Origin of the sequence: Micromonospora sp. NPDC050187, from assembly GCF_044459745.1 — a bacterium.
Taxonomy (GTDB): Bacteria; Actinomycetota; Actinomycetes; order Mycobacteriales; family Micromonosporaceae; genus Micromonospora.
Genome location: NZ_JBITJH010000002.1, coordinates 300378 through 313719, shown reverse-complemented (window position 1 = coordinate 313719; position 13342 = coordinate 300378). Strand labels below are relative to the sequence as shown.

14 protein-coding genes are annotated in these 13342 nt (G+C 74.2%); 13 read left to right on the top strand and 1 reads right to left on the bottom strand.

Translation table 11 applies throughout. From position 1 onward, the window contains the following. Window positions 1-84: 84 nt before the first annotated feature. A complete protein-coding gene (locus ACIBJE_RS04630; RefSeq protein WP_396743500.1) occupies window positions 85-1476 on the top strand; it encodes a class I adenylate-forming enzyme family protein in 1392 nt (463 codons plus the stop codon). On the opposite strand, the gene ACIBJE_RS04625 is transcribed toward ACIBJE_RS04630, so the two are convergent. Further along, window positions 1407-2090: a 4'-phosphopantetheinyl transferase family protein gene (locus tag ACIBJE_RS04625; protein WP_396742772.1), complete on the bottom strand. Its 684-nt coding sequence runs from the start codon at window positions 2088-2090 to the stop codon at window positions 1407-1409. The genes ACIBJE_RS04630 and ACIBJE_RS04625 overlap by 70 nt on opposite strands. Before the next feature lie 18 nt (window positions 2091-2108). Between ACIBJE_RS04625 and ACIBJE_RS04620 the strand changes: the two genes are divergently transcribed. The 12 genes from ACIBJE_RS04620 to ACIBJE_RS04565 all read left to right on the top strand — a co-directional run bounded on the left by ACIBJE_RS04620 (window position 2109) and on the right by ACIBJE_RS04565 (window position 13340). After that, window positions 2109-2378 (top strand): acyl carrier protein, encoded by a 270-nt coding sequence (locus ACIBJE_RS04620; RefSeq protein WP_396742769.1) that lies wholly within the window; start codon window positions 2109-2111, stop codon window positions 2376-2378. Further along, window positions 2378-2623: an acyl carrier protein gene (locus ACIBJE_RS04615; RefSeq protein ID WP_396742767.1), complete on the top strand. Its 246-nt coding sequence runs from the start codon at window positions 2378-2380 to the stop codon at window positions 2621-2623. The genes ACIBJE_RS04620 and ACIBJE_RS04615 overlap by 1 nt, the downstream gene beginning before the upstream one ends. Beyond that, a complete protein-coding gene (locus ACIBJE_RS04610) occupies window positions 2616-3701 on the top strand; it encodes a beta-ketoacyl-[acyl-carrier-protein] synthase family protein (RefSeq protein WP_396742764.1) in 1086 nt (361 codons plus the stop codon). The genes ACIBJE_RS04615 and ACIBJE_RS04610 overlap by 8 nt, the downstream gene beginning before the upstream one ends. Window positions 3702-3805: 104 nt before the next feature. Beyond that, window positions 3806-4345 (top strand): hypothetical protein, encoded by a 540-nt coding sequence (locus tag ACIBJE_RS04605; RefSeq protein WP_396743497.1) that lies wholly within the window; start codon window positions 3806-3808, stop codon window positions 4343-4345. Next, window positions 4300-5916 (top strand): class I adenylate-forming enzyme family protein, encoded by a 1617-nt coding sequence (locus ACIBJE_RS04600; protein WP_396742761.1) that lies wholly within the window; start codon window positions 4300-4302, stop codon window positions 5914-5916. The genes ACIBJE_RS04605 and ACIBJE_RS04600 overlap by 46 nt, the downstream gene beginning before the upstream one ends. After that, window positions 5913-7151: a beta-ketoacyl-[acyl-carrier-protein] synthase family protein gene (locus ACIBJE_RS04595; protein WP_396742759.1), complete on the top strand. Its 1239-nt coding sequence runs from the start codon at window positions 5913-5915 to the stop codon at window positions 7149-7151. Before ACIBJE_RS04600 ends, ACIBJE_RS04595 begins: the two co-directional genes overlap by 4 nt. A 67-nt stretch (window positions 7152-7218) precedes the next feature. Continuing rightward, window positions 7219-8310: a 4-hydroxyphenylpyruvate dioxygenase gene (hppD, locus tag ACIBJE_RS04590; RefSeq protein ID WP_396742756.1), complete on the top strand. Its 1092-nt coding sequence runs from the start codon at window positions 7219-7221 to the stop codon at window positions 8308-8310. Beyond that, on the top strand, window positions 8307-9242 hold the full coding sequence (locus ACIBJE_RS04585; RefSeq protein WP_396742754.1) for a phytanoyl-CoA dioxygenase family protein: 936 nt from the start codon (window positions 8307-8309) through the stop codon (window positions 9240-9242). Before hppD ends, ACIBJE_RS04585 begins: the two co-directional genes overlap by 4 nt. A gap of 2 nt (window positions 9243-9244) precedes the next feature. Then, entirely contained in the window at window positions 9245-10039 is a 795-nt protein-coding gene (locus tag ACIBJE_RS04580; protein ID WP_396742751.1) for a DUF3050 domain-containing protein, read from the top strand. Then, a complete protein-coding gene (locus ACIBJE_RS04575) occupies window positions 10039-11010 on the top strand; it encodes a thiamine pyrophosphate-dependent dehydrogenase E1 component subunit alpha (protein WP_396742748.1) in 972 nt (323 codons plus the stop codon). The genes ACIBJE_RS04580 and ACIBJE_RS04575 overlap by 1 nt, the downstream gene beginning before the upstream one ends. After that, entirely contained in the window at window positions 11010-11981 is a 972-nt protein-coding gene (locus tag ACIBJE_RS04570) for an alpha-ketoacid dehydrogenase subunit beta (protein WP_396742745.1), read from the top strand. The genes ACIBJE_RS04575 and ACIBJE_RS04570 overlap by 1 nt, the downstream gene beginning before the upstream one ends. Continuing rightward, entirely contained in the window at window positions 11982-13340 is a 1359-nt protein-coding gene (locus tag ACIBJE_RS04565; protein ID WP_396742742.1) for a hypothetical protein, read from the top strand. Window positions 13341-13342 lie beyond the last annotated feature (2 nt).

Below are 13342 nucleotides of genomic sequence, written 5' to 3'. Positions count from 1 at the left end.
GTAGGGTTCCCGGCAGCAATCAATCAGACGCACTTGATGGGCGTATACGCCCTACTTTGTGCTGGGCGCTGGACGGCGGTGACGATGATGCGTTCGGCGGAAGATCCTGCGGTACCGGATGCGGGCTGGGTGGACGACGTCCTGCTCGCCGGCCCCGCCACGGACGTGTGCCTGCGGCTGCCCGAACCGGTCGAGCGGGGCACCCTGCGCCGACTGGTCGCCGACGCACAGGCCCGACTCGCCGAGACCGGGCTGCGCCCCGGGGGTGCCGTGGCGCTGCGTCTGCCCCCCTCGCTGTCCTACGTGGTCCACCTGCTCGCCACCTGGCGCAGCGGCGCCCAGGCCGTCCTGCTCGACCACCGGCTCACCGACTACGAGGTCGACCGCGCGCTGGAACGCCTCCACCCGCAGGTGGTCGTCGCGCCGGTGCGCACCGGCGGCGGTGCCCTGCGGGTCTTCGTCGACGTCACCGCCGGGCTGACCGCCTGGTCGGACCGGCCGGCCGGCAGCCCGCACGCGGTCGTCCAGCTCAGCTCCGGCTCCACCGGACCGTCCAAGGTCATCGGACGCACCGCCGGGGACCTGGTGGCCGAGGTACGTCGCTACACCGAGATCGACGGCGTCGCCCGACCCGGCGAGCGGATCATCCTGCTGCCGTCCATGGTGCACGTCCTCGGACTCGTCGGCGGCCTGCTCTACGGGCTGCACGCCCGGGTCGAGCTGGTGCCGCCGGAGCGGCTCAGCGGCGACGCCGTGCTCGCCGCCATCGCCGCGCAGGACTCACCCGCCACCGTGCTGGGTGTGCCGTTCCACATCGGTCTGCTCGCCTCCGCCCGCCCGTCGGGCCCGCTGCCGCAGTTCAAGCGGATGACCACCGGCGGCGAGCTGGTCCCGGCCGCCGTCGCGCAGACCTTCGCCGACCGCCACGGTGTGCCGCTGGGCAACATGTACGGGATGACCGAGGTCGGCGTCATCGGCACCGACCTGCACGGCCGGCACCGCCCGTCGATCACGCCGGCCCCCGGTATCGAGGTCCGCGCGGTCGACGGTGAGCTGCTGATCAGCTGCCCGGCCTCGCCGTACGTCGGGCTGTCCGACCCGACCCGGTGGGCCGACGGCTGGCTGCGCACCCGCGACGCCGGCACCGTCGACCCGGTCACCGGGCTGGTCACCGTGCGGGGGCGGCTCGACTCGCAGGTCAGCGTCGGTGGCCTGAAGGTCGACCTCACCGAGGTCGAGGCGACCGTCGCCGCCCTGCCCGGGGTGGCCGCCGCCGTCGTCGTGTACGACAACGGCATCACCGCCTACGTCCAACCGGACGGCCCCCTCACCGAGGACGCCCTGGACAAGCAGATCGCCGAGCGGCTCGCCGGCTACAAGCGTCCGCGTACCCTGCACCTGCTGGATCAACTGCCCCGGACCACCACCGGCAAGCTGGTCCGGTCCACCGAGGTGCTGCGGGCGGCGACCCCGTGACCGGCGCCCTCGGCGTCGACCACGACGACCTCGCGGGGTGCCCCGCCGACCGCGACGGCCAGCACCAGCTCCGGCCCGGCCGGCGGGTGGCCCACCCGCAGGCCACCGGTGCCGGGCACCGGGCGCAGCAGCGGTCCCGCCCCGTCCGGCCGGGGCATCGGGCGGGTCAGCCCGCCGTCGCGCAGGCCGACGCCGAGGGCCTTGCCCACCGCCTCCTTGGCCGTCCAGAGCAGCAGGAAACCCTTCGCCCGGTCGGCGTCCGGCCGGCCGCGCAGCCACGCCACCGCCGACGGCTCGAACCACCGCCGCGCCAGCGCCACCGCCGGCACCGGCCGACGGCGCTCGACGTCCACCCCGACCGGGGCGTCCCGGCAGGCGGCCACGGCCACCACCCCGTCGACGTGACTGACGCTCACCGGCAGCTCCGCGCCGCCGCCCCGGACCCGGGGGCGCCCCCGGACGTCCCGCTCCACCGAGATCTCCGACCCGTCGCGGCCGAGCAGTGCCACCCCCGCACGCACCAGCAGCCGCCGCGTCACCTCCGGCTGACCGTCGAAGGTACGGCTGATCCACACGTACACGGTGTCCCGACCGGGCACCGGTAACTGGTTCACGGAAAAGAGGTTAGCCCCATGTCCGACGAGGTCCGCACCTTCGTCATCGAACAGCTGACGGACATGAACTACGACGTCGAGGACATCGACGACGGCACCACGCTGGGCCCCGCCGGCGTCGACCTGGAGTCCCTGGCCCTGGCCGACCTGGCCGTGCGGGTCGAGGACCGGTACGGCCTGAAGTTCGCCGACGACGAGAACGAGAAACTGGCCCTGATGACGGTCGGCGAGTTCACCCGTATGGTGGCCGACCGGATCTCCGCCGAGGCCACGAGCGACGTCGCCTGATGACCGCCCGCCCCGGACCCGAACGGGCGGAACTGGTCGAGATGCTCGCCGAGCTGACCGACAGGCCGGCGTCCGAGGTGCCCGAGCGGCTCGGCTCGATGGAGCTGGCCTGGCTGGTGCACCTCGTCGAGCAGCGCTACGACACCCGCCTCGACCTCACCGACGACCAGCTCGCCGGGATCCGCACCGTCGACGACGCCCAGGAGGCCTTCCGCGCCTTCCTGACCGCCCCCGCAGATGGCTGACCGGCGTGCCGTCGCCCGCATCACCGGTGTCCACGCGACCAGCGCCCTCGGCCGGGGAGCCGAGGCCCAGCTCGCCGGCGTGCTCGCCGGGGAACCGGCGTTCGGGCCGGTGTCCCGCTTCGACACCGCCGCCCGGCGGGTGGACCGGGCGGCGACCCTGACCGACGTCGGCCCGCTCGCCGACGAGCTGGCCGACGCGGTCGACGCCGCCTGCGCCGACGCCGGCCTCACCGCCGCCGACCGGGCCACCGCCGCCCTGCTGCTGGCCGTCCACGGCGGACCGGACGCCGGCCCGCTCGCCGCCGGGCTGGCCCGGCGCGTCGGGGTCGAGGGACCGCGCCGGGTCTACACCACCGCCTGCGTGTCGGCCAGCTCCGCGGTGGCCGACGCCGCCGCGCTGATCCGGCGGGGCGACGTCGACCGGGTGGTGGTCGCCGCCGGCTACCTCGTCGAGCCGGACCAGTACGCGCTCTTCGACGCCGGCCGGGCGCTCGCCACCGACGGGACGGTCCGGCCGTTCAGCACCGGCCGCACCGGGCTGCTGCTCGGCGACGGGGTGGCGGCGGTGGTGCTGGAGTCCGCCACGGTCGCCCGCCGACCCCTCGCGGACCTGCTCGGCTGGGGCCGGGCCGGGGACGCCTTCCACGCCTGCCGGCCCGACCCGCAGGGGCGGGGCCTGGCCCGCGCGGTGGACGCGGCGCTGCGCCGGGCCGACCTGCCCGCCGAGGCGGTCGGGTACGTCAACGCCAACGCCACCGGCACCGGCTTCAGCGACGCCTCCGAGGCGAACGCGCTGCGGCTGGCGCTCGGCCCGGCGGCCCACCGGGTGCCGGTCAGCTCCACCAAGGCGCTGCACGGGCACGCCCTGGAGGCGTCCGGCCTGCTCGAACTGGTCGTCACCGTGCTCGCCGTACGACACGGGAAGCTGCCGGTCAACGCCGGCTTCCTCGGCCCGGACGAGGCGTGCCCACTGGACGTGGTCCGGGACGTGCCCCGCCCGGCGGCGACCCCGTACGCGCTCAGCCTGAACGCCGCCTTCGGCGGCGCGAACACCGCCCTGCTGGTCGGTGCGGCATGAGCGCGACGACCACCGGCGCGACCACGACGTCCACCGGCCCGACCGGCCCAGCGGCCGGCGACGGACCGGACGGGCGGACCGCGCCGGCGGCGGGCCCCGGCCGGCTGCGGGTGCTCGCCGAGGCCCGCTGGCCGGAACCGGGCGACGCCGCGCCACCGACCGTGCCCGGGTTCGTGCACTCCACGTTCCCGCCACTGGTCGTCGCGGTCGCCGACCGCTGCCTGACCCGGCGGCACGGCGACGCGCCGGCCCCGCCGCCGGTCGGCGCGCGGACCGCCGTGCTGCTGGTCAGCGCCAGCGGCGACCGGGCCAGCGCCGCGCACGTGCACGCGACGGTGGCCGCCGGTGGCCGACCGGGGCCGCTGTTCTTCTTCCAGTCCGTGCCGAACAGCGTCGCCGGGCACGTGGCGGCGCGCTGGGGACTCGGCGGGCCGGTGGTCTGTCTGAGCCCCACCGGAGATCCCCGCGCCGACGCGACCGCCGAGGCGGACCTGCTGCTGCACGACGGCGACGCGGACGAGGCGTTGCTGGTCCTCATCGAACAAACCGCCACCGGCGACCACGCGGTCGCGGTGCTGCTGGGGCAAGGAGAAACGGAATGCGGACCAGGGGACTTCGTGGCCTGCTCGCCGCCGACGACCTGATCGGCGCCGGCAACGTGCTGGCCCGGGTGCTGGCCTACGGCGCCGACCCGGACGGCCCGGGGCTGACCTTCGACACGCCCGTCGACGGCCACCCGGCCGAACACCCACTGACGCTGGGCCAGCTCGACCGGATGGTCGACGCCCGCGCGGCCTGGCTGCACGCACGCGGCGTCGGGCCCCGCGACCCGATCGCGGTCTGGGCCGGCACCGCCGCCGACATGGTGCTCAGCTACCTCGCGCTCACCCGGCTCGGCGCGATCCCGGCGCTGATGAACGGCAAACTGCGCCCCGAGATCGCCGCCGAGTACATCCGCCGGCTGCGCGCGGCCGGTGTGCTCGCCGACGCCGAGCACACCGCCCTGCTCGCCGGGCACGACCTGGGCGCGCCGCTGCTCGGCACGCCCGCCGAGGCCGGCACCGGCGACCCGGCCGCCGCCGGAACGCCGTACCGGCACCACCCGGAAGACCCGGTCGTGATCACCCACACCTCGGGCACCACGGGCATCCCCAAGGCGGTGCTGCACTCGCACGCCAGCCTCTTCGCCGCCACCCGGCACCTGCTCACCATGCCGCAGGCGCAGGGCACCAACCGGATCCTCAACGCGCTGCCCGCCCCGCACACCGCCACCGTGCTGATGGTCAACCAGGCCCTCGGCAACCGCGCGGAGATGTTCCTGCTCTCCGAGCAGAACGGCGAGCGGGTGCTCGACGCCATCCAGCGCTGGCGGCCCGACGGCGTGTTCGGCTTCTCGGTCACCTGGGCGGAACTGGCCCGCTGCGACCTGTCCGGGCACGACCTGGACTCGGTGCGGCTGTGGTTCAACACCGGGGACTGCTCGCACGAGCCGCACGTGCGCAAGCTGGTCGCGGTCGGCTCCCGCCAGACCGTCACCCGCGAGGGGGTGCGGCGGATCCCCGGCTCGGTCTTCATCGACGGGCTCGGCTCCAGCGAGATGGGGCACTCGATGTTCCACATCACCCACCACAGCGACACCGACCGGTACGGCCGCTGCGTCGGCCGTCCCTACCAGTTCGCCAAGGTCGCGGTGCTGGACGCCGAGGGCAACCACCTCCCGGCCGGGCAGGTCGGCTGGCTCGGCATCGACTCGCCGTCGCTGTTCCGGGGCTACTGGAACGACTCGGTGACCACCTACCGGTCCCGGCTGCGCGGCTGGTACCTCACCGGTGACCTGGTGTACGCCGACGACGAGGGCCGCTACTACCACCTGGACCGGGCGGTCGACTCGGTCGACGCCGGGGACGGCCGGCGGTTCTTCACCGCCCTCAGCGAGGAACAGGTCCTCGCCGCCTGCCCGGACGTGGTCGACTGCACCGCCGTCATCGTCCGCGAGCCGGACGGCGTGGTCACCGACGTGCTGCTGGAACTGGCCGCCGGGGCGGACCCGGCCCTCGACCGCACCGAGGCGGTCCGCGCCGCGCTCGGCCCGGAGGTCGGGGCCACCCTGCGCCGGGTGGTGCCGGTGGGCGCCGAGGACCTCCCGGTCACCGTCACCGGCAAGGTCCGCAAGGTGGTGCTGCGCGAGCGGTACCTGACGGAGTCGCCGTCATGACCGTGCTGATCACCGGGATGGGGCTGTTCACCCCGGCCGGGCGGGGCGTCGCCGAGACCTTCGACGCGCTGACCACCGGGCGCTCCGGGCTGGGCCGGCCCCCGGCGGGGCACCCCGCCGAGGCGTCCCTGGAGGTCGGGGGGTTCCTGCCGGACGTCGACCCGCGTACGGTCGCCTCCGGCCCGGAGACCCGGGTGCTGGACCGGACCGTGGTGCTGGCGCTGCTCACCGCCGCAGAGGCGCTCGCCGATGCCGGCATCGAGGTCGGCCGGGACGTCGACCCGGGCCGGATCGGGGTGATCGTCGGCGGGGTCGGTGGGTTGGCCACCCTGGAGACGCAGGCGGTCGCCCGCGCCGAACGGGGCCGGGCGGCGGTGAGCCCGTACCTGCTCACCGGCATCCTGCCGAACATGCCGGCGGCCCGGATCGCCATCGCCCACGGCATCCGCGGCTACGCCTCGTCGGTCGGCACCGCCTGCGCCTCCGGCGCGCAGGCCGTCGCCGACGGGGTACGGCTGATCCGCTCCGGCGAGGCCGACGTGGTGCTGTGCGGGGCGAGCGAGGCCCCGCTCTTCCCGACCTTCGCCGACACCTTCGGCAACGCCCGCGCCCTGGCCCGGGGCTGGGCCGACCCGACCGAGGCGAGCCGTCCCTTCGACCGGCGGCGCAACGGGTTCGTCCTCGCCGAGGGGGCCGCGCTGCTGGTGCTGGAACGCGCCGACCACGCCACCGCCCGGGGCGTCACCGGCTACGCCACGCTCGCCGGGTACGGGGTCACCACCGACGCCCACCACCCGACCGCGCCCCGCCCGGACGGCACCGGCGCGGCGGAGAGCATGCGCCGTGCCCTGACCAGCGGGGGCGTCGACGCGACGGCCGTGGGCTACGTCAACGCGCACGGGACCGGCACGAAACTCGGCGACATCGCCGAGACCACCGCGCTGGCCGCGGTCTTCGGCACCGGGGCGGTGCCGGTCAGCTCCACCAAGGGGCTCACCGGCCACCTGCTCGGCGCCTCCGGGGTGCTGGAGGCGGCGGTGACCGCCCTGGCGCTCCGGCGAGGGCTGCTGCCGCCGACGTACCACCTGGACGACCCGGACCCGGACTGCCCGGCGGACCACATCCGCGCCGAGGCCCGGGTGGCCGCGCCGGAGTACGCGCTGTCCAACTCCTTCGGCTTCGGGGGGCAGAACGTCAGCCTGCTGTTCGGCCGGGCCGCCGGGCCGGGGAGGTGATCGACGCAGCACCCGGGCGAGAAGCCCGGTCCGAACCTCACGGGGGGATCTGTGGAGAGGTTGAGCAATGGAGATCCGTGGAATTGACCATATCGAAATGTTCGTGGGGGATGCCCGACAGGCGGCTTTCTACTTCGGCACGGCGGTCGGCTTCCACCTCTGCGGCCAGGGCGGCCCGGAGAGCGGGCTGACCGACCAGCGGTCGCTGCTGCTGCGCCAGGCCGACGTCCGGATGGTGCTCACCTCCGGACTGACCGCCGAGCACCCCGCCTCGACGTACGTGCAGCGGCACGGGGACGGCATCGCCGTGGTGGCGCTGGAGGTCGACGACGCCGCCGGGGCGTACGCCGAGCTGGTGGCCCGGGGCGCGACGGTGGTGACCCCGCCGCGCACCTACACCGGCGCGGCCGCCACGGTGGTCGTCGCCGAGGTCGGCGGCTTCGGCGACGTGCGGCACCGGCTGGTGCAGCGCGACGGCGACCGGAGCGAGTTCCTGCCCGGCGCGGTCGAGATGCTGCCCGTCCCGGCCGGCGTGGACGGCGGGCCGCTCACCGACATCGACCACCTGGCGATCTGCGTGCCGCCCGGCCAGCTCGACGACACCATCCGGCGCTACCGGGACGTCTTCGGCTTCGCCGAGATCTTCGAGGAGTACATCGAGGTGGCCGGCCAGGGCATGCGCTCCCGGGTGGTGCAGAGCCCGTCGGGGCAGGTCACCCTCGTGATCATCGAGCCGGACGTGACCCGCCGCCCGGGGCAGATCGACACCTTCCTCACCCAGCACGCCGGGGCCGGGGTGCAGCACCTCGGGCTGCGCACCGACGACATCATCGCCGCCGTCGAGGAGCTGGCTGCCCGGGGCGTCCGCTTCGCCGGCACCCCGGGCAGCTACTACGACGCCCTGGAGGAACGGGTGGGCCGGCTCCGGGCCCCGATCGGCCGGCTGCGCGACCTGGGGGTGCTGGTCGACCGGGACCACGCCGGCCAGCTGATGCAGATCTTCACCGAGTCGATGCACGTCCGTCGGACGCTCTTCCTGGAGCTGATCGAGCGCCGGGGGGCGCTCACCTTCGGCAGCGGCAACATCAAGGCGCTCTACGAGGCAAAGGAACGGGAGCTGGCCGCCACCGCGGCGGCTCCCCAGGAGGTGGGGGCATGACCACGACCACGACCGACATCACCCCGGCGTTGACCGCCGAGGAGGAGGCACTGCTCCCCTCGGACGAGGACGTCGCCCACTACGCCGAACACGGCTGGTACCTGTCGAAGAAGATCTTCACCGACGCCGAGGTCGACGAACTCGTCGCCGCATCCGACCGGTACTACGCCGGCGAGCGGGACCGGCGGCTGCCGGTGCGCCCGCCGAAGCTCGCCTACTGGGAGCCGGCCCGGGGCGACGTGCAGCGGCACAACGACTACGTCCACCACGAGCACGACGCGCTCAGCCGGATCCTGCGCAAGCCGCTGCTCGGCGCGGTCGCCGCCCGGCTCGCCCGGGCCGACGAGATCCGGGTGTTCCAGTCCACCCTGATCTACAAGCCGCCGATCTCCGGCGAGCCGAGCAACATCGTGCCCTGGCACTTCGACAAGCACTACTGGGCGTCGTCGTCGTCGGAGAACATGCTCACCGCGTTCATCCCGTTCCACGACTGCGGCGAGGAGATGGGCACCATCACCATGGTCGACGGCTCGCACCGCTGGCGGGAGATCGGCGCCGACGACACCGTGGTGCGCCACTTCGCCGACCGCGACCGCAGCCAGCTCGAGGTGATGCTGGCCGAGAACGCGGCCCACAACGGCGCGGAGATCCGCAAGATCCCCATGGTGATCCCCAAGGGACACGTCAGTTTCCACCACTGCCGCACCTACCACGGCAGCGGTGCGAACGTCAGCGGACGCCCGCGCCGGGCGGTCTCGCTGCACCTGCAGGACGGCGACAACGGCTGGCGGGAGTACCCGCTCTCCGACGGCACGCTCGCCGCGTACAACCACGACGTGCTGGTCCGCCGCACCGCCGACGGGCGGCCGGACTACGCCGACCCCGAGTTCTGCCCGGTCATCTGGCGCGCCGGCGCCCGGCAAGGAGGCTGACCATGTCACGGTACGACTGGGGCAGGACCCACCCGGGGATCGAACGGCTGGAGCAGGCGGTCACCGCGCGCCGCGACGTGGTCGTCCAGCACCCGCTCTACGCCAACCTGGACACCCACGCCGCGCTGGTGACCTTCATGGAGCACCACGTCTTCGCCGTCTGGGACTTCATGTCCCTGCTGAAGTCGCTTCAGCGGCAGCTCACCTGCGTCACGGTCCCGTGGATCCCCACCGGGCCGACCGGCAGCCGCCGCCTGATCAACGACATCGTGATGGTGGAGGAGAGCGACGAGCTCGGTGACGGCTACATCAGCCACTTCGAGCTGTACGTGCAGGGCATGCGGGAGGCTGGCGCGGACACCACCGCCGTCGACAACCTGGTCGACCTGCTGCGCGCCGGACGTGGCGTGACCGAGGCGCTGGTCGAGGCGGGCGTGCCCGCCCCGTCCGCGGCGTTCGCCGGCACCACCTGGAACATCATCGAGAACACCCCGGTGCACTGCCAGGCGGCGGCCTTCGCGTTCGGCCGGGAGGACCTCATCCCGGAGATGTTCACCCAGGTCGTCGCGGTCAACGAGCGCAGCCGGAAGCTCAACAAGTTCGTCGACTACCTGGAGCGGCACATCGAGGTCGACGGGGAGCAGCACACCCCGATGGCGATGCAGATGCTCGCCGACCTGTGCGGCGACGACGACACCAAGTGGCAGGAGTGCGCCGACACGGTCAACACCGCGCTCGCCGCCCGCGCCCGGCTCTGGGACGACATCCTCGCCGCCGTCAAGGAGGGGCGCGGATAGTGGCCGAGCCCGAGGCGGTCCGGCTCTACCGGACCGTACGGCTGATCCGGCGTTTCGAGGAGCGGGCGATCGACCTCGTCCGCTCCGGCGCGATCGTCGGCGGCATCCATCCGTACCTCGGGCAGGAGGGCGTCGCGGCCGGTGTCTGCGGCGCCCTCCGGGCGGACGACATCGTCGCCGGCACCCACCGGGGGCACGGGCACGTGCTGGCGAAGGGCGCCGATCCGGCCCGGATGCTCGCCGAGCTGTGCGGCCGGGAGAACGGCCTCAACCGGGGGCGGGGCGGCTCGATGCACGCCGCCGACTTCGGCGTCGGCGTCTACGGGGCCAACGCCATCGTCGGCGCGTCCGGCGCGATCGTCACCGGGGCGGTCTGGGCGCTGCGCCGCCGGGGCGGGGACCAGGTCGGGGTGAGCTTCTTCGGCGACGGCGCGGTCAACGAGGGCATGCTGCTGGAGGCGTTCAACCTGGCCGCGCTCTGGCGGGTGCCGGTGCTGTTCGTCTGCGAGAACAACGGCTACGCCACCACCATGCCGGTCGACGGCGCGGTGGCCGGCACCATCACCGGCCGGGCCGAGGCGTTCGGCCTCCGGGCGTCCGTGGTGGACGGCCAGGACCCGGAGGCGGTCCGCGACGTCACCGCCGCCGCCGTGGCCCGGACCCGCGCCGGTGGGGGACCGGAGCTGATCGAGGCCCACACCTACCGGTTCGACGCCCACCACACCTTCGAACACGCGGTACGCCTCGACTACCGCGACCCCGACGAGGTGGCCCGGGGCCGCTCCCGCGACCCGGTGACCATCCAGGGCGACCGGCTCGCCGCCGACGTGCGGGAACGGGTCGACGCCGAGGTCGAGACGGTGCTGGCCGAGGCGGTCGAGTTCGCCCTGGCCGGTCCCGAGCCGGACCCGGCCGGGGCCCTTGACCACCTGTACGCGAGCGGGCTGGTCGCCCGGGCGGGGAGCCACTGATGCCACGGCTGTCGTACCTCAAGGCGCTCAACCGGGCGCTCGGCGACGAACTGGCCCGGGACGAGGACGTGTTCCTGCTCGGCGAGGACATCCGGGTCGCGGCGTCGAACGTCACCGCCGGGCTGCTCAAGCGGTTCGGCCCGGAACGGGTGCTGGACACTCCGCTCTCGGAGCAGGCGTTCACCAGCTTCGCCACCGGGGCGGCCCTGGCCGGGATGCGGCCGGTGATCGAGTTTCAGATCCCGTCCCTGCTGTTCCTGGTCTTCGAGCAGATCGTCAACCACGCGCACAAGTTCCCGTTGATGACCGGCGGGCAGTGCACCGCCCCGGTCACCTACCTGGTGCCCGGGTCCGGGTCCCGGACCGGCTGGGCGGGGCAGCACTCCGACCACCCGTACAGCCTCTTCGCGCACGTGGGGATCACCACCGTCGTCCCGGCCACCCCGGCCGACGCGTACGGGCTGCTGGTCTCGGCGATCCGGCACGACGACCCGGTGGTGGTCTTCGCCCCGGCGGGGGCGCTCGGCGTCCGCGACGACGTGGACTTCGCCGCCCTCGCCCCGGTGCCGCTCGGCGTCGGCGCGGTACGCCGTCCCGGCACCGACGTCACCGTGGTCGCCGTCGGGCACCTGGTGCACGACGCGGTCGCCGTCGCCGAGGACCTCGCCGACCAGGTGTCCGTGGAGGTGTTCGACCCGCGCACCCTCTACCCGTTCGACTGGGACGGGCTGGCCGCGTCCGTGGCCCGGACCGGTCGGCTGGTCGTCGTCGACGACTCCAACCGCTCCTGCGGCATCGCCGGGGAGATCATCGCGACCATGGCCGAACGCGTCCCGATGGTCGCGCCCCCGGCCCGGGTCACCCGGCCGGACGGCGCGGTGCTGCCGTTCGCGCAGGCCCTGGACCGGGCCGTGCAACCCAGCCGGGAGCAGCTCACCGCCGCCATCCACCACGTCACGAAGGACAGCTGAATGATCGACGCGACGTACGACTGGCCCGCCGCCGGGCAGGCATGGTTCGACCTGCCGGAGTCCGTCCGCGCGGGCATGGTGGCCGCCGGTGCCGAGAACTGGGCGGAGATCTTCCACGGCCGGGCCACGTACAACAAGCAGTGGCGGATGGCCCGGCCGCCGGTACTGGCCGCGGAGAGCTACCGGGTGATGGTCGGCGTCGTCGACCGGCTGGCCCAGTTGCTCCTGGAGGCCGCCCAGCGGCGGGCCCGGACCGCCGGTGAGCTGGCCGGGCTGCTCGGTGTCGACCCGGTCGGCACGCGCATGCTGCCCACCGACGAGCCGCTCGGCGCGCACCTGCTCGCCGCCGTCCGTCCCGACGTGCTGCTCAGCAACGGGGTGCCCCGGGTCGTCGAGTTCAACATCGACAGCAGCATCGGCGGGGTCCTGGACGCCGACACGGTCCTCGACCGGTTCACCCGGGTCTACCGGGAGCGGGGCCTCCTCGACGCGGTCCCGATGGGGCCGGCCCCGTCCGCGATGGACACCCGGTTCGCGGCGATCCGCTCCACGCTGGGACTGCCCGAGGGGGCGGTGGTGCCGCTGTTGCTGGACTTCGAGGCCGACTACCCGGGTCTGGACGACCCGGACCTGATGCGCCGGGTGCTCGCCCCGGTCACCGAGCGGGCCGCGCGGTTCGGCCTGGTGATGCCGATCGAGGCGGTCACCTCGGTCAGCCTCGCCGACGACGGCGGCCCGCTGGTCGCCGGCCGACCGGTCGACGGGGTCTTCCGGCTCTTCGTGCTCAACCGGGTCACCCGTGGTCCCGGACTGGACGCGTTGGAGACCCTGGTGCTCTCCGGTCGGCTGCCGGCCTTCACCTCCGGCGCGGCCTGGCTGCTCGGCAACAAGCAACTGCTCGCCTGGCTCTGGTCCGACCTGGACGGGCTGGACGCGAACGACCGGGCGATCGTCCGCCGGCACCTGCCCCGCACCGAACTGCTCACCGCCGACCGGTACGAGGACGCCGTGGCCGGCCAGCACGACCTGGTCTCCAAGCCCGCCGACGGGTCGGCCGGCGTGGATGTCGTCATCGGCCGGGAGTCCGACGCGGACACCTGGCGCGAGGCGCTGCGTCGGGGCGTCGACCGGGGCGGCTACATCCTCCAGGAGTACGCCCACGCCGACGTGGTCCCGATGGACTTCGTGCACATCGAGACCGGGGAGACGGTGACCGAGGAGGTGCCGTACAGCATCGCGCCGTACCTGTTCGGGCGGGAACTGGCGAACGCCTGCGTCCGGTCCGGCTTCCCGGGCTGCGAGGGCGTGCTCAACCTCTCCCGGGGTGTCCTCCTTTCCGGGGTCATGCTGGTGGACTGAGT